Consider the following 25,663-nt stretch of genomic DNA (forward strand, 5'->3'; position numbering starts at 1 on the left):
AACAATTCATTTTAAGAAGTACACTTCAAGCATAGATTTAAAGAATATTACTATTTTCTCAATCGATCAAAAATCTATGACACAAGGAGGATCTAATATGTCAAAAGAATTAAATGAAGTAAAAATCGAAGATGTGAAAGTTAAGGTTTTACTTGATGAAGAAAAAGTTCCAACTCTAGAAACATCGAAAAAACAAAAAAGCTTTGGCGAACTCCTCGAACAGTTCTGGAGATTGGACGAAGATTTAGTTGAAGAATAAAATTAAACTCATGAATAATAAAGAAGAGGGAATGGAAAGCCCCCTTTTTTTGTGCAACGAAAAAGCGTGAATCGTGATGATCCAAGAGTTAAAAGGCATAAATCGAATCATCGCAATCCAAACGATTTGCAAACATGAAATAAAGCGAAAGCAAGAGGGAAAAGTGAAGAAATTTTCATTTTCTAACATAAAGAGAAAACGATGGACTTCGCATAGGAAAAGTAACCGAAAACGATGTAAACATTTGACCAATAGGCCAATAATAGGCAAAATAATAGCGCTAGAGGTATACCTAGCGTATCGCTTAGCTTTTTTTTAGGTAAAATCTGTTGGTTTTATGAAGAATGAGCGAAAATATAAATAAGCGAAATTGTGAAAAAATGAGCATACTTGTGAATATCTAGACTTTTTAAACTTTTAAGGTATTCTATTAAAAGGCTCAAAAAAGCCGCAAGATTAAGGAAAATAACATGACGAAAATTGATCAACTATCAGTGAATGCAATACGAATTCTCGCTGCTGACACAATTCAGAAAGCGAAATCTGGACACCCAGGCGCACCTTTGGGAACAGCACCAATGATGTATGAGCTCTACACTCATGAACTCAATCACAATCCACAAGATCCAAAATGGGAAAACCGTGATCGTTTCATCCTTTCAGGTGGACACGGATCTGCTGGATTATATTCTTTACTTCATTTATTTGGATACAAGATCAGCATGGATGATCTTAAAAACTTCCGCCAATTAGATTCATTAACTCCAGGACATCCTGAATATGGACATACTGATGGAGTGGAATGTACAACAGGACCATTAGGGTCTGGTTTATCCGCAGCTGTAGGTATGGCAATTGCGGAAGCTTACTTAGCAGAAAAATTTAACCGCCCAGGATTCCCAATCGTCGACCATAACACATACGTTGAAGTCGGTGATGGAGACTTAATGGAAGGTATTTCCCAAGAAGCATTGTCTTTAGCGGGAACTTTAAAACTGGATAAAATGATTATCCTTTATGACTCCAACGATATTACTATCGAAGGCGATACTCATCCAACATTTGGCGAAGATGTTAACCGCCGTATGGAAGCATTAGGATTCAACACTTGGTTTATTGAAGATGGAAATGATCAAGATGTAATTCGCCAAGCAATCGAAGAAGCAAAAGCAGATCATGAAAAACCATCCTTCATTACAGTAAAAACAAGAATCGGTTACGGTTCTCCAAAAGAAGGTTTAGCAAGCAGCCATGGTGAACCACTTGGCGTAGAAAACGTTGCAGCCCTGAAGAAAAACTTAGGCTGGGACGAAGATAAATTCTTCTATGTTCCTGAAGAAGTTTATGCAAACTTCAAAGAACAAGCACAACGTGGTGCACAAGCACAAGCACAATGGGAAGAAATGTATGCACAATATAAAGAACAGTATCCAGAAGTGGAAGCTGCTTATCGTGCAATGTTCGTTAAAGAACCAACAGCGGACAAAATTGAAGCCCTTGATTTATTTGCTCCAGTAGAAAAAGCAGAAGCAACACGTGTTTCTTCTGGTCGAATTCTGAATAAATTAAAAGACGTAATGCCTAACTTAATTGGTGGATCCGCTGACTTAGGTCCATCCAACAAAACAATTATGGAAGGTGAAGACTTCTTTACTGCTGAAAACCGCAATGGACGCAACATCCACTTTGGTGTTCGTGAACTTGCGATGGCAGGAATTTGTAACGGTTTGGCTTTAGCTGGACTTCGTCCATATGCGGGAACATTCTTTGTATTCTCCGACTACTCCAAACCAATGGCGCGTTTAGCTGCTTTGATGAACTTACCAGTAGTTTATGTTTATACACACGACTCTATTGGTGTTGGTGAAGATGGTCCTACTCACGAACCAATTGAACACTTAGCTTCTTATCGTTCTTTACCAAACATCGTTGTATTCCGCCCTGCTGATGCAGTAGAAACTGCAGCGGGATGGACACTTGCTCTTGACCGTACTGAAGGTCCAACTGCTTTAATTTTGACTCGTCAAAACGTAGAACAAATCCCAACATCTTCTAAAGAAGCATTGAAGGGTGCTTATATTGTTAAAGATTCTAAAAATGAAACACCTGAAGCGATCTTCATTGCATCTGGATCTGAAGTTGCTCCAACATTACAAGCAGCAGCAGTCCTTGAAGAAGAAGGCGTTGACGTTCGTGTAGTATCCATGCCAAGTATGGAATTATTCGAAATGCAGTCCGAAGAATATCGTGAATCTATTCTTCCAAGATCTGTTCGTAACCGTGTTTCTGTAGAAGCATCTAAAGACTTCGGTTGGGGACGTTATGTTGGAATCGATGGCGATATGGTTGGCATGAAGAGCTTCGGCGCTTCCGCACCATCAAGCCAATTATTTGAATACTTCGGTTTCACAAAAGAAAACATTGCTCAAACGATGAGAAATGTGATCGCTCGTAATCGCTAGATATTGATTTCAATCACAATAAGGCAATCGCAAGATGAAGTTTGATGATTTCATCGGCGATCGCCTTTTTTGTTTGTAATTCAGGCAAAACGATTTGTTCAATATTTGATACTTAGGTAAGTGAATACGCTCCAACAAGTGATTAGCGAAATGAGTATAATAAAACTAAGAAAGAGAGGAATTGTGATGAAACGAGTTCCAGTATCTATTGAAGACTATGCCGGACATATTATGAAATGTCTGCCACAAGGAGGATGTTTACTCTCAACAAGCTATAATGATGTATTAGATACGATGACGATTGGATGGGGAACGATTGGTGTGGATTGGAGTATGCCAATTTTAAACGTCTATGTTCGAGAAAGTCGATTCACAAAGACACTGTTGGATAAGAATCCCCAATTTACAATCAATGTCCCACTTCCAGGAGCAGATGTACGTAAAATTCTCGGCTATTGTGGAACGAAATCAGGCCGTGAGGTGAATAAGTTCAAAGATTTAGATTTACATGCCATTAAAGGCGAAAAGGTCGATGCGCCAGCGATTCTTGAACTTCCTTTAACGATTGAATGTGAAGTAATCTACAAACAAGATCAAGATCCCAAATGCATGAGTGAAGAGATCAAACAGCGCTTTTATTCTATGGGGGACTACCATACGGTATATACCGGAAAAATTGTCAATGCATATATTCTTGAAGAAGATGAATAGAGATTTTATATAATGAGTCATAATGGATGAGTTTTTCCTCATCAACAAAAAATCCGCAAATCCCAAATGGAAGGAGCGGATTTTTTAATGCCCCAATATCGAGGAAAGAAAAAAGATGGATATGTCTTTTGATGATCAAAAATCATGTTTGATTAACGAAGGTCTAAGCTAAGGTTTATTTGGAAAAGGGTTGAAATGTGATAGAGTTTTTACATGGAAAATTTATGGACGTTAATGAAGAAATTTAACTTCACAGAGTATGAAACAAAGGTATATACGACATTATTAAAGATTGGTAAGGCGACAGGCTATGAAGTCAGTAAGATGTCAGGTGTTCCGCGCTCAAAAGTGTATAACGTCTTAGAAAGCTTATATCAAAAAGGGATCGTACAAAGAAGCAGTGGTGAACCAACTTTATATAGCGCAATCGGTGTCGATGATTTTATTGATTCGTTACGAACTGGAACGATGAATGATCTAACTAGCTTGCAGCGAGTCCTTCGTAAAGAAGAACAAACGGTGCATGAATCCAATGAAATCTGGAATTTAGAAGGCTATGAGAATATTCTTGCAAAAGTGAAAAATTTAGTTCGTTCCGCTAAAGATGAATTGTTTATTCAAATATGGCTGGAAGATGTAGATGAAGAATTGTTGGAATTGTTGCAGGAAGCGGAACAAAGAATGGATAAGTATGTCTTGATTTTATTTAGTCCGCATCATGAATATGAAATTGGTTTAAAGCGATATTATCCGCATTATTTTGAACATGAAAAATTGGAGGAAATGCAGTCTCGCTGGATCAATGTTGTAAAGGATAATTCGTACATGATGTTGTCTACGATTCATTCGAAAGATTGGGCGAGTGCTGTATCGACGTGTTTTGCACCGATGGTCTTCTTGGCCAAAGAGTATGTCAAGCACGATGCGTACACGGCTCGAATTTTGGAATTGTTGGATGAAAAGACGATTCAATTGCTTGGAAAAGAGAAAGAAAAAGTTCGCGATATTTTTTAGTTCAGGAGACAATCCTGGACTTTTTATTTTGCTTGGGTTTGTAAGCGTTGACTATGTGGTTATGCCTTGTTAAAACCTTAACAAGATGTATTAGTTACGCAGGGTAACTACTAGAAAGGAAAGCGCGATGATTTATTTAAGTGCTAGTGACATCGAAATGGTTGTCAAACATGAAGAAGTCGTATCCATCATTGAAGAAGCGATGCGTCTTTATGAAAGTAAGAACTTTGTACAGCCTGATCGGATTACTGTGACACGAGGTGATACTGAAACATATTTGTATATGCCTTGTTTTACAGATGAAATGAAGGGTACAAAATTTTTGACTTTATTTAGCGAAAATGCGGCGAAGGGTGTTCCTACAATTCAAGGTCTAATGATGTTGAATGATAATGAAACAGGAAAAGTAGCGTGCATGATGGATGGTTCTACATTGACAGCATATCGAACAGGGGCTGTTGGTTCTTGTGGAATCAAACATACAACTCCAGAAAATGTTTCAAAACTTGGTGTTGTGGGTACGGGTGTGCAAGGCTTCTATCAGTGTTTATATGCATCCAAAATTCGTCCGATTAAAGATATTTATGTATTTGATATCTTTGCGGATAAGGCAGAAGATTTTGCATCTCGTGTCAAAGTTGCATTACCAGAAGTAAATGTGCATGTAATGGCGACAGTTTGCGTTGAAGCCGGTCTTGTGGAAATGAAAGAACCATATACAGATGTTGTGTTGGATGCTCCTGCCGGAATTATTCGTACCCATGTCAAAGTGGAAAATAAAAAAGCGACAGAAGTAACGATCACAAACGTTCCAAGTTTTGTATATAAAGAAAATTTACCTTTGACAATTGATAGAAAAGAAATTGTTGTTGATATCGTATTTGCGGGTAACTTCTTTGCTTTAGTGGATGCAAGTCAGTTTGATTTTGAAATTGGGGCTCAGAATGTCTCTAAGTTTTCTAAAGTTGGCGTTAAGATCTTAGATACGATCAAAGAAACATTCCCAGTAAAACATCCATTGTTGGATATTACTGTAGTTGACCATTGTGAATTCTATACAAAATGTCCACATGAAGGAGCCGATATTTGTAATACGGTAATCTTTGGTGCTGGACAGTGTGACCGTTCTCCTTGTGGTACAGGAACAAGTAGCATGTTAGTGAAACTACACCATATGGGAAAATTAAAAGTTGGTGACAGCATCGTGACAGAAAGTGTAATTGGTTCTCATTTCACTGGTCGCATTGCCCAAGAAACGACAGTTGGTGATTTCAAGGCGATTGTTCCACAAATCACTGGAAGTGCCTATATTACAGATGTAAGTACATATTTAATCGATAAAGATGATCCATTAAAATATGGATTCCAATTGGGATAAAAAGATGCCGCATTTAAAAGTACAAATGTATCCAGGACGTACGGATGCGCAGAAAGAACAGTTGGCAAAGTCTTTAGAAGAGTGCATGAAGGAAGTTCTGGGATCACCTTCTAGCAGCATTTCCATTGCGATCGAAGAAATTCCACAGGAAAACTGGCATGAAGAGGTCGTAGAAAAAGAATTGAAGGAAAATTCGAATACTGTGGTGAAAATGCCAGGATATCCATTAGATAAATAAAGCATGAATTAAAAGAGGCGTCTGCAGACGCCTTTTTTATATCGCAGTTAGAATTGAATTGGAAAATAAACCTTCTCGTGATGAAAAATTTGTTCGATCATGAGTGAGAAATGGATTGTTCATTTTGTGGCGTACAATGGCTAAATATTGCGATTCTATGAATATTTCTGCAGCTTTAAAACGAAAATAAATACATCAAGATCAAGTGAGCCGAATCTTTAAATTGTGAGGGTTCGCTTTTTAATTGAAAAGGTAGGGACTAAAGAAAAGAGAAAAACAAAAAAACTCTATCGCAAAGTTTATTGAAAACTTCTTGATAGAGTATTATTGTCAATGGCGCCTGAAACAAGACTCGAACTTGTGACCTGCCGGTTAACAGCCGGATGCTCTACCGACTGAGCTATTCAGGCATCCAAATGAATTAAAACAAACAAAATGGCGCCTGAAACAAGACTCGAACTTGTGACCTGCCGGTTAACAGCCGGATGCTCTACCGACTGAGCTATTCAGGCGCTTTCTGAATGCCTTATTAAAATACCATGGACATACGCCTAGTGCAAGTCTTTTTTACATTTTTTTTATAAATTTTTTGCGGCGCCAATTTTGCCTTACCGATTCATGTATAAAGGGGCAACTTATCATATGAGATCTAGGATATAATCCTCAAAGCAAAAATTGATGGGAATAATGGGAAATAAAAGTTCTCTGTTCGCAAAGAAGAATAGTTGCGTAGCGAATAGCACCTAAAACTGAAAAGGCTTACCACTGTTTTGAATATGCTGTAAAAAATGATAATTAGAAAAGGAATTGGTTTAATAGGCAATAAAGGTAGCACATCGAATGATAAATCGTATACTCTTCTTTGGAAGATGATTCAGGTTAACATGAACAACAAGAAGAATATGCAAGAAAAAATTGATCACGAAGATCCACTTCAAGGGATTCAAAAGCCAACCCATCCTATTAAAGCGGTAGTGATGGATATGGATGGAACTTTATTAGATGAACACAATCGCATTACACCCAATACACAAGCAAAGTTGATTGAACTACAAGAAAAAGGAGTTCAACTTATTTTGGCTTCGGGGCGCAGTTATACTCGCTTGTTGCCTTATGCCGACCAATTGAATATGAAAGAACATCATGGTTATTTATTAGAGATCGATGGCGTTGCCTTATACGATCTTGCTTTAGATCAACGGACGAAATATCACATGATGTCTTTGGCAGAAATTCAAGAAATCTTCGATTACTTAACGACAAAGTCTGCGGAAACGCAGGCGATGTTTGATGATGGCTTGTTTGGTTATATTGCTCCGGAGCTGATGGAAAAGAAAATCGCATTACGAAAAACAATGAATGTCGATGAAGACTTTCCATGGACTGCCGGTCCTTGGTCTTGGTTATGTGATTTTCGGGATGGTTATCCGAATATCCACTACATCAAATCAGCTAAAGAAATCACATTGCCCATTAATAAACTGCAAATTATGCAAGAAGAGCAACCGCTCGCACTTTTATTCCAAGATCTTCAACAAAAATTTGGGGATCAGTTTTCTATTTATCGCACCACCCCGCGTCAATTAGAAGTATTGCCTAAAGGCTTTTCTAAAGGGAGTGGCGTTTTGGCTTTAATGGAAAAAGAAGGATGGAAAAAAGACGAAGTTGTTGTGTTTGGCGATGGGGAAAATGATTGTTCGATGTTTGAAGTTGTCGAGTATTCATTTGCGATGGGAAATGCAAAACAATACGTGCAAAACAAGGCACGTTATGTCACCAAATCAAATCGTCAGGAAGGTGTAATTTACGCCTTGCAAGCATTAGGTCTTTTATCAAACTAAATCGGGAAGGAAATTTCAAAATGTCTTATATTTTGTTACTCGTAGGGTTTGCGCTTTTGATTAAAGGTGCAGATTATTTCGTAGACGGGGCTTCAGGAATCGCTAGACGCTTCAATGTGTCTTCGACCATTATTGGTTTAACGATTGTTGCTTTGGGAACATCACTTCCAGAAGCGGCAGTTTCAATTACTGCTTCTATGGTCGGAAGTAACCAGCTGGCAATTTCAAACATTGTTGGATCCAATATCTTCAATACATTAGTTGTTGTTGGTGCTTCTGCTTTGATTGCTCCTTTTATCGTCGATCGAGCAGTCATTAAACGCGATATGTCCGTGAATATCGGATGCTCCATTTTATTATTGGCAGCAGTTTTAACAGGTACACTAGACCGTTGGATGGGGATTATCTTATTGGTTTTACTCACTGCTTACATTACGGTGTTAATTCGTCATGCTAAAGCAGATGAAGAACCTAGCGTTGCCCCAAAACGTCCGGTTTGGCAATTAGTTCTGTTTTTAGTCGTTGGAGCAGTAGCCATTATCTTTGGTGGAAACGTGACAGTTGAAGCTGCAAAAGCAATCGCTCTCCAACTGGGTATGTCTGAAAACTTAATTGGTTTAACTGTTGTTGCTGTGGGAACTTCATTACCAGAATTAGTAACGTCTATCGTTGCGGCGAAAAAAGGCGAAAGTGGCTTATCTATTGGTAATGCGATTGGTTCTAACATCATGAACATTTTATTCATCTTAGGTGCTTCTGCAACGATCATGCCATTAGCGGCTAGCGTCTATAATATGATCGATTGCGCCGTTCTTTTAGCTGTAGCGATCTTAATTATCGCTTTATGTTGGAAATCGCCAAAGATCACACGTTCAAAAGGAATCTTCATGATTGCGATCTATGTTGTATTCCTTGTTTATACAATCATGCGTTAATCGATGAATTAAAATGAAAGTCCTCTTTGAGGACTTTTTTTCTACAATAAAGAAAAACAAACCAAAAGAAGGAAGGGATTCTCGTATGGATTTTTCAAAAGTTATTCAAGAAAGACGAACAATTCGGGTTTATCAAGATCAATCTATTGATCCAAAAGTGATTGATTCCATCATGCAAGCGACGACATTTGCCCCAAGCTGGAAAAACTCACAGTGTTGGCGGTTTTATGTCGTTAGTGAAAAACAAACGTTACAAGCGTTAAAAGAGCGTGGATTACCGGAAGGAAACCGTCAAAAAGTGGAACATGCCCCTTGCATCATTGTGGCTTGTGTGGAAAAAGGACTGAGTGGTTTAGGCGCAGACAATCAATATGCCAACTCAATTGGAGAGGGTTGGGGTTATTTTGATTTAGGTCTAGCTGTAGAAAATCTTTGTTTAGAAGCCTGCAATCAAGGCTTAGGAACATTAATTATGGGGATTCGCAATGAAGGGGAAATTGAGGCGTTATTCAACATTCCGCAAAAATATGAAGTTGTTGCACTCATTGCCTTAGGCTATCCAGCAATCAAGCCGCCAATGCCGTTAAGAAAGAAAGTAGAAGAGGTCTGTACTTTTATTACCGACTAAAACATCAGGGCTATATATTTTTGGCATCTATCTTGAGGATAGATGCTTTTTTTCGAAAAATGGACAGAAAAAAACACGGCTTAAAATTAAGCCGTGTTTGAAATTAGCTGATCATTTGATTAAGAGCACGTAATCTTGAATCGGATGGGGCCAATACAAGAAGATCATTGACATCGATAGTTGGCAATGAATTTGAATATTCATCGGCAAGAGAAGTTAAGTTTTCGCTTGCTGCATGTTCTTCTTGGTTTTCGTCTTGTAAGACTTGGGCAGATTCAGGAGCAACGTTGTCTGGAATAATGGGTTCTTCCGGAACGATCGGTTCTACTGGAGCGTTTGGATCAACTGGAACGTTTGGATCAACTGGAGGATTTGGTTCCTCTGGATTGATGATTGGATCATCTGGTTTTGTGCTTGGAGCATTTGGATCTGTTGAAGAATCGTTTGGATTTTCCGTTGTAGAATCTTTTGGACCACAAGCATTACCATTTAGTACAGTTCCTTCAGGGCAGGTGCATGTTCCATCGGCAAATGTACCGCCGGAAGCTTCACAAGCTTTTTTGTTTTCTTCTTCTTTTTTCTCATCGGAGTCTTCAGAAGAAATTAGTGTACCAGAAGTGATATCACCACGAGCTGCGAAATCAGATTTGATGAATCCGCCGTTATAATCGGAAACACCTTCTGGTCGTTCGATTGGAGCATAGTTACCACCTTCAGCAAGGAAGTCAAGCATGTGACGGTTAATATGGAAAGCCGTTGCGGCTTGCAGTTCTGTCCATGTCATGTAGTAACCTTGCATGAAGTAAGCAGGTAAATAACCAGACCATGTGGAAATGGTGTAGGTATTGGTATAACCCATAGACCATTCATCTTTCATAACCCCAGGTGGGATACCGTATTGAACGGCTTCTTCTTCCCAAGAGGAAGTACCGGATTTACCGTACGCTGTATAGTATGGGCTTCCAAGAATTTCGTTGTAGTTTTGGTAGCCGCCATAAACAACTTCACGCAGTAAAGTTGACATCATGAAGGCAGCAGCTGGAGAGATTAACTCATAAGATGTGGAGTTGCCCATGATTTCGGCATTGTCAGAACGACGGATCACACGACGAACGCGGTGAGCGTTAATGCGTGTACCTTGGTTAGCAAACATGGAATAAGCCGAAGCCATTTGGATTGGAGATGCATACATATCGGCACCACCAATGCAGTATTGAGGAACGAAACGTTCAGCAACTTCAGTATCAAAACCTAAGTTTTTACAGAAGTTAATCCAATAATCTAAGCCTGTTGAATCGACAAGGTCGATCATGGCTTGCGCTGCAGTTGTGTTTTTCGATACACCGAGTGCTTTAGACAAGGTCATTGGACCATCGTATTTGCCATCGGAGTTTCGTAAGTCAGAACCAGCATGCCAATAGTCTTTAGCTTTATCGTCTACGACGTGCGTCGTTGCCCAACCGAGAATATCGAATGTTGAGGAATAGGATAACAGAGGTTTCATGGCCGAACCTGGCTGACGTGTATTGATGGAGTTATCTTGTTTAACACTATCTGAGTGGTAATGACGTCCTGGACCAACGGCGATAATTTCACCAGTGGAGTTGTTGACGATCGCTGTACCAACATCAAGCATTTCGTTTGGGAATGGAACAACTTCACCTTTCATGATTTTGTCGAGCTCGTTTTGCGCACCGACATTTAATGCAGTGTAGATGTCCATTGGAATAATACTTGGATCTTGGCCGGTTAATTCTTGAACTTCATTGATCGTTTGGTCAATGTAGGCTTGGTTTGGATCGACCGAAATCGTTTCGCGATAATCAAGCGCAAAAGCTAAATCAGCATTTGCTTCAAGGTTGAATTCTTCTTCGGTGATGTAACCGTGTTTGAGCATTAACTCAAGTGTTTGGTTACGTCTTTCTTGACCGGCGGCTAAGTGGTCGATGGAACTTGCTTGTTCATCAACACCATGGATGTTGTTAAGAGGGTTGTTTGTAAAAGGAGCGTTGATACTTCCGGCAAGGAAGGCAGACTCGCCAAGGTTTAAGGCGCTGACATCTTTGTTGAAGTAGTATTTAGCGGCTTTTTGAATCCCTCTTGTGTTTCCACCAGAACCAAACCAAATGCGGTTCAAGTAGTATTCCATAATATCTTCTTTGCTGATCGTTTGTTCAGCGATCAAGGCTAAGTAGATTTCTTGGATTTTTAATTTGACTTGTTCGATTTTAGAGATGCTTCCTTTTTCCGAGATGAGCTTGCTTTCTTGGTTTTTAGTAAAAGCGTTATCGATCATCTGCATCGTCAGTGTGGAACCACCTTGCGAGAAACTACCGGAACTTAAGTTGGTCATGGCAGCTGCAATAAAACGAGGTAAGTCGAATCCGTTATGTGTGAAGTAACGGGAGTCTTCGATAGAAAGGAAAGCATCGATGACGTTTTGTGGGATTTGCTCGTAAGAAACGTCGTCGCGAATTTCCGAACCAAACTCGTAGATCATATTTCCGCTTTCATCGAAGATACGCGAGTTAGATAGCGTGGATAAGCCATCTTTGGAAAAGCGCATGCCTTCTGGATCATTAACGATGTTGACTAAAACAAAGAAGACAGAGACACATCCAACTAAAAATAAAGTGAGAATGGTGACCGCAAATTTATTCCAGCCATCAAGTTTACGACGCGGCTTTTTACCACGAGGATGATTGCTTGAAGATTTCCTTTTCCGTTGTGGGGGTGCTTTAGGCGCTTGACTTGTGTTGTCAGATGGCGCTGTAGAGGGGTCATTAGGTGTGTTAGTATTGTTCACCGGTTACTCTCCTTTCAAGTAGCGTTGATCAACTGCTTTTAAGTAGTTGATGCGCGGATAAATTCCTTCTTGCAAAAGAAGGGCATTTTGTTCAAACCATGCATAAGGAATGGAGTGAGAAGTTGAATGCTTAATTTCTCGAATCAATTCCATCGCATCCGCCAAATACGTCTTTTTGTGGGATGTAAAGCGAATGATAAAAAATCCAATTCCGCCTTGCTCATTCACCATTTTAAGATGGCTGATTTGATGATCTTGGATCATGCTTTTGGGCAGGCTAGTGCGATTTTGGGTTTGTTTCGCTTCAAAATCGATATAGTGCCCTTTATACAAACCGTTATAGTCGGTTGTTGAAGGGGTTCGATAATACGCCTCAGTGATTCGAGCTCGGGCGCGAAGCGGATAGTCAACCTTCACAACTTGGATGGGAGTTGGCTTTTTATAGATTAATGCGAGGTGTTTTTCTTTGTAGTAGAGATTGGAAGCATTGAGATCTTCTTCCAAACTCGATCCGCGCGAAGAGTGGTTATCACTCACCCTTTGAATCGTGGCGCGGTGAATTGAATTAGGGTATCGAATGCTGTTTGTCACGTTGTTCATTATATAAAAAAGACCAAAGCCTTTCAATGAAGCATGCTTTACGCAAATAGATCCCTATTTATCAAAGGTACTCCTTATTTTACTTTATATAAAGTTATTTTTAACGAACAATTATGAAATAATCGCAAATTAAGAATTTTGATCCATTCTAGAAGGGATAGAAATGGACAAGTTTGAAAAAGCATGCAAAAAAATGTATACCAAGTCGGTGATGGAATAAAAATAAAGATGAATCGTGTAAAAAGCGATCGAAATGAAAGGATTTTTGTTTTCTTTAGCCAGAGAAAGGGAAACAAGATAAGATAGTAACGATTTCAAGCAAAATGGTTTGCTTGAGACCAATCCAAGATGAAAATGGACTCAATCATTCAAAACCAAATCCCAAGGAGCATTCCTTTTGCGTGAATTGAACAGAATATTGAGCGATGTTATAATTCAAGGCAAGCGATGGAGGTAATCATGCCAGCACAATTAACAGCCCAAGATATTTATTACAAAGAATTTTCTATCGACAAACAAGGAGGTTATTCCTCTGATGAAGTCGATTCTTTTTTAGACCAAGTCATTGAAGATTATCAAGATTTTGAAGAACACACTAAAAAATATTCCAGTGCTCTAGTAAGTTGCGATCATAAAATCAAAGAACTTAGTGAGGAAAACACAAACTTGAAGAAAGAAACTTCTGCATTGAACGAACAAATTCATGTATTAAGAAATGCCCTTCAAGAAGCAAAAGTTAAACTTGAACGAGCAACAGTGGAAATTCGTTCATTAAAAGAAGAAGCAAGAGAAGAATATGACGAACAAGATACAGTTGAATTACAACCACAAGATTTGACTTTAAATGCGCAAGAAGAAGCAAAAGATCCAATCGAAGAACTCGCAAGACGTGTTGCTCGTTTAGAAGAAGCTGTATTTAACTCTTTCCATTAATCATTTTTTTCGCTAGAATAGTTGAGATCTTTTCAAAAGAAAAATCTGTCATATAAATGGATGCAGCTGCTGGCATCACTTGATGTTAGAGGAAAGTCCATGCTCGCACAGTCTGCGATGACTGTAGTGTTTGTGCCAGTCCAATCAATAAGGCTGGGGCGCCGCAAGGTGTACGGCTGAATCGATGCCTAAAGGGTAACCCATGGCAAAGATCTTTAAAAGTGCCACAGTGACGTAGCTTTTTTGGAAACGAAAAAGGTGGAACGAGGTAAACCCCTCAAGCGAGAAACCCAAATTTGGTAGGGGAACCGTCCAAAGCGAAATGAAGTGGAGGATGGATGCGAAAGCATAGATAAATTGCTGCACTTGCATGATTGCAAGAACAAAACATGGCTTATGAAATTTGTATGACATCAAGCGTCCGCAAGGACGCTTTTTTTTCGCTTAACCTTGATTGAGGGTTAGATATAAAATCTCACAAGGAGAATTGAGTCGAGCGTTCACGTTGACACAACCAATGCCATTAGAAATTTCATAAGGGAAATTTAAAGACAGGCGATGGTTTTGATCAATTCGGCTTGCTCCATCCATTTGTTGATAACCGCCGTAAATGGGCCAGTTAATTTGCGTGCCATGAGCATGTCCTGCTAAAGCATAATCGACACTTAAACCACTTTGACTAGCGGTAATGAAATGGTCGGGATAATGGGAAAGCAAAATGCAGAATTGATCAGGTTGAAAGGCATTGAGTAGTGCATTAGGATCAGCGTTGACATTGAATCCGCCTAAACGAACGCCTTGCAAGCTGTTGTTGGAGAGAACGACACTAGAATTGTTCAACAATTCAACTTGGGATTGTCGTAAAACGTCTTCAACAATGAGGCGATGGTTTTCAAAGACAAGATCTTGTTCGCCATAAACCGCAAATTTTCCTAAAGGAGCAGCAATGGAAGAAAGCCAATTGACCATTCTAGAGCGAACCGAATCACTTAGATCAGCAGTAGAAGAAAATAAATCGCCACCAAGCAATAAGACATCCGGATTTAGTTTTTTGACTTGCTCAAATAAATCATTCGCTTTTTGATCGCTAAAGGAAGCGGGGTCGTATTCAATATCGCTTAAAAAGACAATGGATACTTGATCCATCGAATCCGGGATGGCGGAAGAAGTAATTTGTTCATAGCGAGTGGTGATTTGATTGGGATTATGAAAGAAAGCTCGATACATCGCAACGTTAGTCAGTAACATCATTGTGGTCAAACATCCCGCAATCGTCACCAACAATTTAGAAAAAAAAGACATGCGCATGATGAAGCTCCTTTCTGCAGCAAGAAAATATTTTTTGCTGCGCAACTGTGATTTAGATTATAGAACATTTCCATCAATCGTAAAACGAACCGATTTGAAAGAACAGATTGCGCATCTAAAAAAAACCACATTTTTCAATGCATGAAAGAGGGATCAGGATAAAGATAAGAGAAAAGGGAGTGCGTGGACACTCCCTTTGTTGTTAATTTTGATGATTCGAATTGTTTGGGTTATTCGAATTGTTTGAATTTGGTCTGTTGAAATGCCTTGGGTTATTTCGAGCCATATTCTTCAATTTCTGTTGGGCAGCAATTTCTTCCATCGCTTTGCGTGAGTTTAGAATGACCGGAACAACGATGGGGTTACGATGCGTCTTTTTAAAGAGGAAAGGTTCTAGTGAAGAACGAATGCAGTTTTTAATATCTGCAAATTTCGTTTTCTCTTTCATCTTTGTTTGCAAGGCATTGGCCACAATGAATTCTGCTTCTTTAATTAAAGCTTGCGAATCTTTTAGGAAAACAAATCCGCGTGAAACAATGACTGGTCTTGAGAGTAAAGAGTTCGTCGAAGAGTCAATCGGCACAACGACGGCAACCATACCATTGTCCGCTAAAATGCGACGGTCTTTTAATACAGCAGTGGAAAGACCAGAGATGTCATTACCATCGACATAAATATCGTCACCTTGATAACGCCAGTTCGATAAGATGACTTCGTGATTACGTAATAACAACACGTCACCATTGGCGCAAACAAAGATGTTTTCTTTAGGCATACCGGTTTCGATTGCCGTTTGTCGGTGTTGCATCAACATTTTGTGTTCACCATGAATGGGCATGAAGTATTTTGGTTTAATCAGCTGTAACATCAACATTTGTTCTTGCTTCGAGGCATGGCCAGTAGTGTGCAAGTTGGTGAGGACAGATTTGTTTAAAACAGTTGCGCCAGAGCGGAACAGTTTATCGACAATTTTATTGACGGATACATCGTTTCCAGGAATTGGATTCGAGGAGAAGACAACAGTATCCGTTGGTTTTAAGTGGATGTAGCGGTGCGTACCATTGACGATACGGCTTAGGGCAGCTAAAGGTTCCCCTTGGCTTCCGGTACATAATAGGCACACTTTTTCATCTGGAGTAGAGCGTAATAAATCTGGGGACAATAAGTCTTGATCCCGAACTTTGATTACACCCATTTTACGGCCGATTTCGACAACGTTTTCCATGGAACGACCGAAGACGGCAACTTTGCGTCCTGTTTTCACGGCAGCATCGATAATTTGCGCAACACGGTAAACGTTAGAAGCGAATGTCGCAACGATAATGCGATCTTTAGCTCGGTTCATAATATGGAAGATTTCGCGAGCAACTTCTTTTTCAGAAACAGAGAAGCCCTCAACACCAGAGTTTGTGGAATCTGCCATTAATAAATCCGGTTTAACGGCACCGATATAAGCCATTTTTTGGTAATCCGCATTTTGTCCAATAGGAGTTAAGTCAAATTTGAAGTCTCCGGTATGGACGATTGAACCATTGGAGGTTGTAATCATAACCCCAAGGGAGTCTGGGATCGAGTGGATCGTATTGAAAAAGCCGACATTAAAATATTTCGTTTTAATCGCGGAATTTTCATTGATCTCGATGATGTTTACTTTTGGTGCATCTTTATGTTCGGAGAGCTTTTTTTCAATTAAAGCTTTCGCAAAGCGAGGTGCATAAATCGTATCAATCGTTGTTTGTTTTAATAAAAATGGGATTCCGCCAATATGGTCTTCGTGACCATGGGTAATGACGAGAATTTTGCGCTTGAAGTTGCAACGAATCAAGTGATGATAATCAGGGATGACATAGTCAACGCCTAATAAATCGGTGTCTGGAAATAAAACACCACAATCGACGATTAAAATTTCGTTGCCTTGTTCATAGCAGTACATGTTTTTTCCGACTTCACCGAGTCCACCTAAAGCATAGATTTGAGTGTCCGTATCGAGGACATCTGTTCTTGAGTGAGGGGTGTTGTGTCTTGAATTGGAAGCATAATATCTTCGTGGGCGATGGGAAGCACTTTGACGATTTGGATTAGTGCGATATGTATTGTTATTCATTTAGGGAATGCTTCATCCTTTCTTATTGAGTATGGGGATTTCGCGATGAAAATCGAACGCGATTTGGCTTTGTGTGGATAGTGGTCATTGTTTAGGTTTAAAAAATGAATGATTCAAAACACACATATTTGATCTCATCTACTCCAATTTATGATGAAAAATAATGAAATTCGAGTCAGGAGTAGAACGAATCAATTGATCCAAAAGCGAAACGATCATTAGATTCAGAAATGATTTCCGAATGAATTCACTTCATTCTAACATGAAATAGCATGGAGAAAACAAAGATGATCTCAATCGATCATCATTTATAGAAAAAGAAAAGCGCTTCTTATTTGGAATGAAGAAACGCCTAGGTTAAAAACAATAGAAAATCTAAATTAGATCACAACAGTATCTTTAAGCTGCATGATCGATTCATCGATGCGATCGTAATAGAGTACACCAGAAAGGTGATCGATTTCATGTTGTAAAACGATAGCTAAATAGCCTTCTGCTTCAATTGTGAGTTCTTGGTCAGTTAATAAATCATAAGCTTTCACTTTAATGCGGTTGCTGCGAGCAACGTGACCAGGATGGAATTCCGGAACAGAAAGGCATCCTTCACCTGTGCTTAAAGTGGCTTTCGTTTTGGATTTGTTGACGATGCGCGGATTCGCTAAAGCAAATTCAATGCATTCTCCATCTTCGTCATCGACAACAACGGCGATCATTTTTTTCGCGACACCAACTTGAATAGCAGCTAAACCAACTGCTGGGGAAAGATTATCTGTTTGGCAAAGCTCGTCATCTTGGCTACGTTTGACATAGCTGTGTAAAGCAAGTAACAATTCGCGATCTTCTTCACTTAAAGGAAGGGCAACATTTTCACTGCGTGAACGCATGCGAGGATCGGAATCAACAATAATATCATCATTGGATAAAACCATAGAGTTCTCCTTTTCTTTTTGATCAAATCAAATCTCTAGATAAATCCTAGAGAACAAGTTTTAATATTGTATTGAGATTTGCAAGGTTATATAGATCAATCATAGAGTGATTTATGTGCAAAAATAAAACAAATGCTCATATATATTAGCGATTTTTTGCCGGTTTTCAAACTGGCTTTTTGTGATGACTCTTCTTGATAAAAATGTTCAAGAAGATCTGTGCTAAAATAAGAAACAATTTGAAGGGGGTGTATCTTGTGGAAGAAATGCAACTTGAACAACAATCCGTTGTTCAAGCCACAAAGCAGCGACGATTTCGCATGAAAGATTGGATTCTTCCTAAATATGGAAGTGATCCATGGATTACCCTAACTTCATTTCTTTTGATGGTTTTTGGGACCGTCATGGTCGTGTCAACGAACATGGGGGTAAGTGTCGGGAGTACAAGATCATTAATAATTGTCCTCATCAAACAAGTCGTCTTTATGTGTGCCGCTTGGGGAGTAGGGATGAACTTTGTTTCCAAACTATTCAACTATCGGATTGCCCGCTTTTGGCAAATCGCCTTGTTGTTGCTTTATTTTGCAGCCTTAGTGGCGACATTTGTGATCGGGGTTGACATCAATGGATCACGGGCTTGGATCCAAATTGGATCACTATTTACCATTCAACCCTCAGAGTTTGGAAAACCTTTACTTATTATGTGTTTAGCGTTGTCTGCGGGCTCGATCCATCTTTTGCCAAAAGAAAAACGGAAGTTTTCTTATGTTTTCCGCTATCCCATCATCATGTTGTGTTTTTCGACGGTTTTTGTCGGCGGACTGCAAAAAGACTTTGGATCATTAGCGATCACAATGTTAATTGGTTTAGTTGGAGTTTTAATTCCTTCTTATACATCACTAGAGAAATGGCAAAGAGGGTTTGTTATTACAGTGGGCATGCTCTTTATCTTATTTATAGTGGGTTGCTATTTAACAGATATCTTTGTCGATTTATTTGGAAATGTGGGTTTGATGCGACACATTGCAGTGCGTATCGAAAATATGAAAAATCCTTATCTAGATATCCATGGGGATGGTTATCAACCAGCCAATGCACTCTATGCGATTGCTGATGGCGGATTAAAGGGAACTGGCTTTGGAACATCCGTTCGTAAATATGGCTTTTTAACGCAATCAGAATCTGACTATATTCTTGCCATTATTATTGAAGAGTTAGGAATTGCCGGCCTTTCTATTGTTGTCGTTGGCTATGGCATTATTTTCTGGCGTTTAATCCATTGGGCTTTAAGAGCGAGCAAGCAAGAAGATAAAGTCTTGTTGTGTGGCGTTGCAACCTATTTTGTTGCACACTTCATTATCAATGTCGGAGGGGTCAGCACACTGATTCCGATGACTGGGGTTCCGTTATTGTTGATTTCTGCCGGTGGTTCCGCATTGATTGCGGTGAATATCGCATTGGGAATGGCCCAATCGAGAATCAGTGCCATTCGCATTGCGACAAATGATATTCATGAGCGACCACCTCATCCAAAAAGAGAGAAAAAACAAAAGAAACAGCGGCCGAAAACGAAAGAAATAGCTGTAAAACGTTAAATTCAAACCATAAAACATGAGGTCTTCATATGTGGACAAGGACTGAATCTTGTCTTGGATGAAGACCTTTTATCTTTTAGATTTAACTTGAATTGAGCATCAATTTGGTCTAGACGTTTCCATAAAGGGTAAGTTTGGTTAAAATACGAACGTGTCTTTATCGCAATTACGATCAAGACCGAACTTTTCTACAAAAGTTTTTGTTTGAACCCGATTTGAAATAAAAACTTTTGTGGAAAATCGAATCAATAGAGGAGATATATCATGAGAGGAATATTTGCAGGATCTTTTGATCCACCTACAAAAGGACATGAAGATATCATTTTAAGAAGCGCGAAGCTATTTGACGAAGTTGTCGTTTTAGTTTCCCCCAACTCTTTAAAATCAGGCATGTTTTCCAATGAACAACGTAAAGCGTGGTTAGAAGAAATGGTGCGCGATTTAGATCATGTCAAAGTTGAAATTAACGAAGGACTGACTGTGCAAAAAGCACGTCAACTCCAAGGGGATGTACTCATTCGTTCGATGCGAAATGAGACAGACTTTCCATCAGAAGCGAACAATGCTTGGCTGAATCTTTGTTTAGATCAAGGCATGGACACGATGTTTTTAATCGGAAGACCGGAACACGCCATGATTTCATCAAGCAATGTTCGAGAACTTTTAAAATATCACCAGAGCATTGAGCATCTTGTGCCTGCCAATGTCTTTGCCGATTTACAACCAGAACTTTCGAATCAAAAAGAAGGATAAAACTATGAAAACATTAATTGACTGGCTCAAAGAGAAAGGTTTCGAGCCGAATAATATTCAATTGTATTATGAGGCTTGTACGCATTCCTCCTATGCCAATGAACATCAATCGAATTTAGATGATAACGAACGTTTGGAATTTGTCGGGGACGCTGTTTTACAAATTTGGTCCGCAACAGCGCTCTATAATTTAGTGCCGGCTTTACATGAAGGAAAAATGACAACTATTCGTGCCCAAACTGTTTGTGAAAGTACGCTTGCCAAATTAAACCAACAAATGGGATGGTATGAGTTTTTACGCCTCGGGGTCGGGGAAGAAAAAAGTGGAGGGCGCTCAAGACCTTCCATTTTGGCCGATCATTTTGAAGCTTGTATTGGGGCGATTTACTTAGATCTCGGTTATCAAGCGGCGAAAAAAATTCTAGATGAATATATGAAGCCACTGATCACAGCAAAAAAACCGGAAGATGTCACAGACTATAAAACGCAATTACAAGAATATGTGCAAACCGATAATAAATGCACAATTCAATATCGTTTATTAAAAGAAAGTGGACCTTCAAATGCGCCGGTTTTCACGATGGGCGTTTTCCTTGATGAAATTTGCATGGGTCAAGGGGAAAGCACAACAAAGAAAAAAGCGGAACAAAAAGCGGCCAAAGAAGCGATGAGAAAATTAGCCGTATGAACCAACTCCGGATTGTCGAAATATTAAAAGACTGCCTGGATGATGCATTGATTGAAGCGTTAAGTGAAGTCATCCTTTGTGAACAACCGATTTATCATGCGAAATCCCAATATTTGGAAATGCACTTACAAGCCAAAGAGATGATTTTAGCACCGGACTATGAGCGCACGCTCATGCAACTTCGTCTTGCTTTGCATACGGATATTCAACTCCATCTTCACTATGAAAATATCCAACTCGGTTTAGCTTTGCTTGAACCGTATTTAAACCGCATTTGTATGAGTCAAGCAGCCCTTGAAGCTTTTAAAGGGTTGTTACCGTCTTTTCAAGAACCAAATACATTGATCTATAAAACAATGCGCATGGATTGTTTGAATCAAATGCAAGAATCGGTACAAATTCTAGAAAGACAAATGACCCAATGTGGATTTGATGTGAATATTCAATGCGAATATGAAGATCCAGGAAGAATCCCTGAACCTGTCGCAGTGGTCAAAGAAAATCCTGATATTAAACGAACTGCACGCGTGAACTCTTTCGAACACGAAAAAGATTCATGGTCCGGTTATGGGGGAAATAAATATGAACCAATTGAGATTCGCTTGCTTCAAGATGGTTTACAAAATGTCCAGATTGAAGGCCGAATCTTTGCTTTAGAAATTAAAGAGCTGCGCAATGGACGTCACTTGATGGAAATTTATGTGTCAGATGATGACGATGCGATGCTTTGTAAGATGTTTGATAAAAAGAACTTCACGCTTGAACAAATGAAAGAATATCGCGTGGGGGATTATGTCAAAGTGTCCGGATCGGTTAGCTTTGATAAATTCCAACGGAACATCACATTAATGATCAGCAAGTTGGAATTAACGCGTAAACCGAAACGAAAAGATACAGCGATTGAAAAACGAATTGAATGGCACGTTCATTCCACGTTCTCAGAAATGGATGGCGTTTGTTCAATTGAGTCTTATATTCAACAAGCCTGGGATTGGAATATGCCAGCGATTGGTCTTTGTGACCATAACGTTGTCCAAGCCTTCCCGCTTGCTCAACACAAAATTGAAGCGCTCAAGAAAAAAGATCCAAATCATCCATTCAAGATGTTATATGGATGTGAAATGACAATGGTGAATGATCAATACAACATTGTCTATAACGTGCGCGATCAAAAACTAGATGATGCAGAATTTGTCGTTTTTGACTTGGAAACCACAGGATTATCGAATCGCTTAGATCGTATTATCGAGTTTGGGGCAGTCAAATTAAAAGAAGGCGAAATTCTTGATCGTAAGCAACTCTTCATCAATCCTAAACGCCAAATTCCGTTGCATATTTCCGAATTGACGCATATTCAACAAAGTGATGTCGATGCAGCATTGCCGATTGAAGATGTCTTTGATGAATTGCGCGAATTTATTGGCGATGCGATTTTAGTTGCCCATAATGCGACATTTGACGTCGGCATGCTCAATGCAGCCGCGCGTGATTTAGGAAAACCAGAATTTACCAACCCCGTTATCGATACCTTGCCAGCAGCCCATTCGATGCTCAATTTACGGGGCTATCGATTAGGAAATGTGTGCCGTCATTATGAGGTGGATTACGATGGCGAAGGGGCGCACCGTGCTGACTACGATGCGGAAGTCTTATCCAGTGTCTTTATGTATATGATGCGCGAGTGGGGCAGTGATGCAACATTAGAAACGGTCGCAAATTTAGATCATTCTAGCGCACTACGTAAAAACCGAGGTCGCCATATCAATGTCTTTGCCAAAAACAAACAAGGATTAAAAGAGTTATTTGAACTAGTGACTTTATCTCATACGAAGTATTTAAAGTACAACCCGAATGCGACAAACGTGACTGGCGAACCGATTATCCCGCGTTTTGTTCTTGAGGAATATCACGCCAAAGGAAATCTATTATTTGGTTCTGCTTGTCAAAATGGGGAAATCTTTGAATTAGCCCATACGCGAAGTGAACAAGAATTGTTAGAAGCGGCCAAGTTCTACGATTATTTAGAAGTTCAGCCGTTGCCGGTGTATCAAAACTTAATCGTTAGACAAAGCATTTCTTCCGTTAAAGAGTTATCTCAAATTCTTCAATTTATTATCGATGCCGGGAAAAAGTTGAATATCCCGGTTATTGCCTCAGGGGATTGCCATTATGTTGACTTACGCCATCGTCGCGTTCGTGATGTGTATATCAATTCCAAAGTAACAGGTGGTGGACGTCATCCATTATTTATTCGTGATGAGCGTTTACGCCAAACGACATCTTCTCCTGATCAACATTTCTTAACGACGACTGAAATGTTAGAAGCTTTTTCTTGGCTCGATGAAGAAACGCGCCAAGAAATCGTCATTGATAATCCGAAAAAACTTGCTGAACTTACAGAAGAGCTTTTCCCAGTCAAAGACAAGTTATATCCACCAGAAATGGAAGGATCTGACCAAAAACTCAGTGACATTTGTTACGAAACCGCCAAGAAACAATATGGAGATCCATTGCCAGAACCTGTTGCGGCACGTTTGAAAAAAGAGCTGGATGCGATTATTGGTGCCGGATACTACGTGGTTTATTACATTTCACATTTATTGGTGAAAAAGAGTAATGAAGATGGCTACTTGGTCGGCTCGCGAGGATCGGTTGGTTCGTCCTTTGTTGCGACGATGTCGGGAATTACCGAAGTCAACCCCTTGCCACCACATTACATTTGTCCAAATTGTCATCATTTGGAATGGATCAATGATGGTTCTGTACATTCGGGCTTTGACTTGCCGGATAAACTTTGTCCGGAATGTGGTGCACCATTAAAAGGGGAAGGACAAGATATTCCATTCGAAACATTCTTAGGTTTCCATGGGGATAAAGTTCCAGATATCGACTTGAACTTTTCAGGGGAATATCAAGCCAATGCCCACGCCTTTACTAAAACAATCTTTGGTGAAGATCACGTCTTTAGAGCGGGAACTGTTGGTACCGTCCAAGAAAAGACGGCGTATGGCTTTGTCAAAGGTTATGAAGAAGAAATGGGATTAGAAAACAACCCATTCTCTGAATATAAACGTCGCGACATCGCTAGTGAGTGTGCGGGGGTAAAACGAACGACCGGCCAACACCCAGGCGGTATTGTCGTTGTGCCACTAGATATGGATGTCCATGACTTTACACCTGTGCAATATCCAGCCAATAACCCCTATGCGGAATGGAAAACAACGCACTTCGACTTCCATCAAATTCATGACAACATTTTGAAGTTTGATATTTTAGGGCACGTCGATCCAACTGCGATGAAAATGTTAGAGCGGATCACCGGCGTGGATGTGACGAAAATCCCAATGAACGATCCAGAAACAATGTCGATTTTCTCATCGCCAAAAGCATTGGGAATCGATACCACAACGTATTCGGAAGCGACAGGAGCAGCGGGAATTCCAGAGTTTGGAACGCCATTTGTTCGTGGGATTTTGGAACTGACGAAACCAACAACTTTTGCGGAGTTAGTTTCTATTTCTGGTTTATCGCATGGAACAGACGTTTGGTTAAATAACGCAAAAGATTTAATCGATAACGGAACGTGTAACTTACGAGAAGTCATTGGATGTCGTGACGACATTATGATTGACTTAATCCGTTATGGCTTACCTTCAAAAGACAGCTTTACGATTATGGAAAGTGTTCGTAAAGGGAAAGGGTTAAAGCCAGAATGGGAAAAAATGATGGAAGACAATCATGTTCCGGTTTGGTATGTCGATTCTTGTAAAAAGATCAAATACATGTTCCCAAAAGCCCATGCGGTCGCTTACGTTATGATGGCGATCCGTATTGCTTGGTTTAAAGTACATATGCCTCGAGCATACTATTGTCAATTTTTCTCGATTCGTAGTGATGCTTATGATCTACCGGTTATGACAAGTGGTTTAGCGGCTATTCAAAAGCGGATGCATGAAATCCGCATGGCCAAGCAAGACCCAACTCGAAAAGTCGAGAATAAAGAACTGGCTCTCTATGATGTGTTAGAGCTTTGTCAAGAAATGTATATGCGTGGCTATCATTTCTCGAATCTCTCGATTGAACGCTCAGCAGCCAATGAGTTTATACTCGATCCGGATGATGATCATGCGATCATTCCGCCATTTACAGCAGTGGATTCACTAGGTTTAGCGGTAGCTCAATCGATCGTTAAAGCGCGTAATGAACGCCATTTTATTTCGAAAGAAGACTTATTAAATCGAACTTCGATTTCTAAAACACTCGTTGAACGCCTCGATCTATTAGGCGCTTTAGAGGGGCTAGATGAAGGAAATCAGCTGACCTTATTCTGATTAATGTCTACGTATAAAAAACATGCAAAATTGATTTGTTCAAAATTTTGCATGTTTTTTCCTTTTTTAAGGGAGATTCAAAAAAAGACTTGAATAATTCGACTTGTTCGTGAAAGAATTAGACTTAGGCTGAAGTATAGATATGGATTT

The 25,663-nt window shown here is 39.6% G+C and carries 19 protein-coding genes, 2 tRNA genes and 1 other RNA gene; 15 read left to right on the plus strand and 7 right to left on the minus strand.

The features are described 5' to 3' along the window. Nucleotides 1–97 precede the first annotated feature (97 nt). The 6 genes from ALLST_RS11390 to ALLST_RS0100710 all read left to right on the plus strand — a co-directional run bounded on the left by ALLST_RS11390 (nucleotide 98) and on the right by ALLST_RS0100710 (nucleotide 6,062). Nucleotides 98–259 carry a hypothetical protein gene (locus ALLST_RS11390; protein WP_019892047.1) on the plus strand — a complete coding sequence of 54 codons (162 nt, stop codon included), beginning with the start codon at nucleotides 98–100 and terminating at the stop codon, nucleotides 257–259. A 470-nt stretch (nucleotides 260–729) separates the two neighbouring features. Continuing rightward, nucleotides 730–2,721, plus strand: a complete 1,992-nt coding sequence (tkt, locus tag ALLST_RS0100690; protein WP_019892048.1) for a transketolase — start codon at nucleotides 730–732, stop codon at nucleotides 2,719–2,721. 186 nt (nucleotides 2,722–2,907) lie between these two features. Further along, complete coding sequence (locus ALLST_RS0100695) at nucleotides 2,908–3,432, plus strand: flavin reductase family protein (RefSeq protein ID WP_019892049.1); 525 nt, start codon at nucleotides 2,908–2,910, stop codon at nucleotides 3,430–3,432. A 213-nt stretch (nucleotides 3,433–3,645) separates the two neighbouring features. Further along, nucleotides 3,646–4,446, plus strand: a complete 801-nt coding sequence (locus ALLST_RS0100700) for a TrmB family transcriptional regulator (protein WP_019892050.1) — start codon at nucleotides 3,646–3,648, stop codon at nucleotides 4,444–4,446. A 127-nt stretch (nucleotides 4,447–4,573) separates the two neighbouring features. Next, the gene (locus tag ALLST_RS10875; RefSeq protein ID WP_019892051.1) at nucleotides 4,574–5,824 is read left to right on the plus strand and encodes a proline racemase family protein; all 1,251 of its coding nucleotides are present in this window, start codon (nucleotides 4,574–4,576) and stop codon (nucleotides 5,822–5,824) included. Continuing rightward, the gene (locus ALLST_RS0100710; protein WP_019892052.1) at nucleotides 5,805–6,062 is read left to right on the plus strand and encodes a tautomerase family protein; all 258 of its coding nucleotides are present in this window, start codon (nucleotides 5,805–5,807) and stop codon (nucleotides 6,060–6,062) included. Before ALLST_RS10875 ends, ALLST_RS0100710 begins: the two co-directional genes overlap by 20 nt. A gap of 334 nt (nucleotides 6,063–6,396) precedes the next feature. On the opposite strand, the gene ALLST_RS0100715 is transcribed toward ALLST_RS0100710, so the two are convergent. Further along, nucleotides 6,397–6,472, minus strand: a tRNA-Asn gene (locus tag ALLST_RS0100715). Between the two features lie 26 nt (nucleotides 6,473–6,498). Then, nucleotides 6,499–6,574: transfer RNA gene (locus ALLST_RS0100720), tRNA-Asn, on the minus strand. A gap of 372 nt (nucleotides 6,575–6,946) precedes the next feature. Here ALLST_RS0100720 and ALLST_RS0100725 point away from each other — a divergent pair. The 3 genes from ALLST_RS0100725 to ALLST_RS0100735 all read left to right on the plus strand — a co-directional run bounded on the left by ALLST_RS0100725 (nucleotide 6,947) and on the right by ALLST_RS0100735 (nucleotide 9,466). After that, nucleotides 6,947–7,903, plus strand: a complete 957-nt coding sequence (locus ALLST_RS0100725) for an HAD family hydrolase (RefSeq protein WP_245553752.1) — start codon at nucleotides 6,947–6,949, stop codon at nucleotides 7,901–7,903. A 20-nt stretch (nucleotides 7,904–7,923) separates the two neighbouring features. Continuing rightward, nucleotides 7,924–8,838 carry a calcium/sodium antiporter gene (locus tag ALLST_RS0100730; RefSeq protein WP_019892054.1) on the plus strand — a complete coding sequence of 305 codons (915 nt, stop codon included), beginning with the start codon at nucleotides 7,924–7,926 and terminating at the stop codon, nucleotides 8,836–8,838. A gap of 85 nt (nucleotides 8,839–8,923) precedes the next feature. Next, nucleotides 8,924–9,466, plus strand: a complete 543-nt coding sequence (locus ALLST_RS0100735; protein ID WP_019892055.1) for a nitroreductase family protein — start codon at nucleotides 8,924–8,926, stop codon at nucleotides 9,464–9,466. A 103-nt stretch (nucleotides 9,467–9,569) separates the two neighbouring features. Here ALLST_RS0100735 and ALLST_RS0100740 read toward each other — a convergent pair whose 3' ends face one another. Then, nucleotides 9,570–12,272 carry a transglycosylase domain-containing protein gene (locus ALLST_RS0100740; RefSeq protein WP_019892057.1) on the minus strand — a complete coding sequence of 901 codons (2,703 nt, stop codon included), beginning with the start codon at nucleotides 12,270–12,272 and terminating at the stop codon, nucleotides 9,570–9,572. 3 nt (nucleotides 12,273–12,275) lie between these two features. Continuing rightward, nucleotides 12,276–12,776 (minus strand): Holliday junction resolvase RecU, encoded by a 501-nt coding sequence (locus ALLST_RS0100745; RefSeq protein WP_245553753.1) that lies wholly within the window; start codon nucleotides 12,774–12,776, stop codon nucleotides 12,276–12,278. A 555-nt stretch (nucleotides 12,777–13,331) separates the two neighbouring features. Between ALLST_RS0100745 and ALLST_RS10880 the strand changes: the two genes are divergently transcribed. After that, entirely contained in the window at nucleotides 13,332–13,805 is a 474-nt protein-coding gene (locus ALLST_RS10880; RefSeq protein ID WP_019892061.1) for a DivIVA domain-containing protein, read from the plus strand. A 54-nt stretch (nucleotides 13,806–13,859) separates the two neighbouring features. Continuing rightward, an RNA gene (rnpB, locus tag ALLST_RS11200) (RNase P RNA component class B) lies at nucleotides 13,860–14,207 on the plus strand. A 42-nt stretch (nucleotides 14,208–14,249) separates the two neighbouring features. Here rnpB and ALLST_RS0100760 read toward each other — a convergent pair. From ALLST_RS0100760 to def, 3 genes are all read right to left on the minus strand, one after another. Further along, on the minus strand, nucleotides 14,250–15,113 hold the full coding sequence (locus tag ALLST_RS0100760; RefSeq protein WP_019892062.1) for a metallophosphoesterase: 864 nt from the start codon (nucleotides 15,111–15,113) through the stop codon (nucleotides 14,250–14,252). A 202-nt stretch (nucleotides 15,114–15,315) separates the two neighbouring features. Further along, the gene (locus ALLST_RS0100770; RefSeq protein ID WP_019892065.1) at nucleotides 15,316–17,217 is read right to left on the minus strand and encodes a ribonuclease J; all 1,902 of its coding nucleotides are present in this window, start codon (nucleotides 17,215–17,217) and stop codon (nucleotides 15,316–15,318) included. Between the two features lie 380 nt (nucleotides 17,218–17,597). Continuing rightward, nucleotides 17,598–18,146: a peptide deformylase gene (def, locus tag ALLST_RS0100775; RefSeq protein ID WP_019892066.1), complete on the minus strand. Its 549-nt coding sequence runs from the start codon at nucleotides 18,144–18,146 to the stop codon at nucleotides 17,598–17,600. 266 nt (nucleotides 18,147–18,412) lie between these two features. On the opposite strand from def, the gene ALLST_RS09650 reads away from it, so the two are divergent. The 4 genes from ALLST_RS09650 (at nucleotide 18,413) to ALLST_RS0100795 (ending at nucleotide 25,513) form a co-directional block, all read left to right on the plus strand. After that, a complete protein-coding gene (locus ALLST_RS09650; RefSeq protein WP_245553778.1) occupies nucleotides 18,413–19,741 on the plus strand; it encodes an FtsW/RodA/SpoVE family cell cycle protein in 1,329 nt (442 codons plus the stop codon). 264 nt (nucleotides 19,742–20,005) lie between these two features. Continuing rightward, nucleotides 20,006–20,494 (plus strand): pantetheine-phosphate adenylyltransferase, encoded by a 489-nt coding sequence (coaD, locus tag ALLST_RS0100785; protein ID WP_019892068.1) that lies wholly within the window; start codon nucleotides 20,006–20,008, stop codon nucleotides 20,492–20,494. Between the two features lie 4 nt (nucleotides 20,495–20,498). Then, nucleotides 20,499–21,182, plus strand: a complete 684-nt coding sequence (gene rnc / locus ALLST_RS0100790) for a ribonuclease III (RefSeq protein WP_019892069.1) — start codon at nucleotides 20,499–20,501, stop codon at nucleotides 21,180–21,182. After that, complete coding sequence (locus ALLST_RS0100795) at nucleotides 21,179–25,513, plus strand: PolC-type DNA polymerase III (RefSeq protein ID WP_019892070.1); 4,335 nt, start codon at nucleotides 21,179–21,181, stop codon at nucleotides 25,511–25,513. Before rnc ends, ALLST_RS0100795 begins: the two co-directional genes overlap by 4 nt. The last annotated feature ends 150 nt before the right edge of the window (nucleotides 25,514–25,663 follow it).

Source organism: Allobaculum stercoricanis DSM 13633 (assembly GCF_000384195.1).
GTDB lineage: Bacteria > Bacillota_I > Bacilli_A > Erysipelotrichales > Erysipelotrichaceae > Allobaculum > Allobaculum stercoricanis.

Coding starts and splice junctions, on each gene's coding strand:
- ALLST_RS11390 (WP_019892047.1), top strand. CDS start 98: ATGTCAAAAGAATTAAATGAAGTAAAAATCGAAGATGTGAAAGTTAAG.
- tkt (WP_019892048.1), top strand. CDS start 730: ATGACGAAAATTGATCAACTATCAGTGAATGCAATACGAATTCTCGCT.
- ALLST_RS0100695 (WP_019892049.1), top strand. CDS start 2,908: ATGAAACGAGTTCCAGTATCTATTGAAGACTATGCCGGACATATTATG.
- ALLST_RS0100700 (WP_019892050.1), top strand. CDS start 3,646: ATGGAAAATTTATGGACGTTAATGAAGAAATTTAACTTCACAGAGTAT.
- ALLST_RS10875 (WP_019892051.1), top strand. CDS start 4,574: ATGATTTATTTAAGTGCTAGTGACATCGAAATGGTTGTCAAACATGAA.
- ALLST_RS0100710 (WP_019892052.1), top strand. CDS start 5,805: ATGGATTCCAATTGGGATAAAAAGATGCCGCATTTAAAAGTACAAATG.
- ALLST_RS0100725 (WP_245553752.1), top strand. CDS start 6,947: ATGAACAACAAGAAGAATATGCAAGAAAAAATTGATCACGAAGATCCA.
- ALLST_RS0100730 (WP_019892054.1), top strand. CDS start 7,924: ATGTCTTATATTTTGTTACTCGTAGGGTTTGCGCTTTTGATTAAAGGT.
- ALLST_RS0100735 (WP_019892055.1), top strand. CDS start 8,924: ATGGATTTTTCAAAAGTTATTCAAGAAAGACGAACAATTCGGGTTTAT.
- ALLST_RS10880 (WP_019892061.1), top strand. CDS start 13,332: ATGCCAGCACAATTAACAGCCCAAGATATTTATTACAAAGAATTTTCT.
- ALLST_RS0100760 (WP_019892062.1), bottom strand. CDS start 15,113: ATGCGCATGTCTTTTTTTTCTAAATTGTTGGTGACGATTGCGGGATGT.
- ALLST_RS0100770 (WP_019892065.1), bottom strand. CDS start 17,217: ATGAATAACAATACATATCGCACTAATCCAAATCGTCAAAGTGCTTCC.
- def (WP_019892066.1), bottom strand. CDS start 18,146: ATGGTTTTATCCAATGATGATATTATTGTTGATTCCGATCCTCGCATG.
- ALLST_RS09650 (WP_245553778.1), top strand. CDS start 18,413: ATGCAACTTGAACAACAATCCGTTGTTCAAGCCACAAAGCAGCGACGA.
- coaD (WP_019892068.1), top strand. CDS start 20,006: ATGAGAGGAATATTTGCAGGATCTTTTGATCCACCTACAAAAGGACAT.
- rnc (WP_019892069.1), top strand. CDS start 20,499: ATGAAAACATTAATTGACTGGCTCAAAGAGAAAGGTTTCGAGCCGAAT.
- ALLST_RS0100795 (WP_019892070.1), top strand. CDS start 21,179: ATGAACCAACTCCGGATTGTCGAAATATTAAAAGACTGCCTGGATGAT.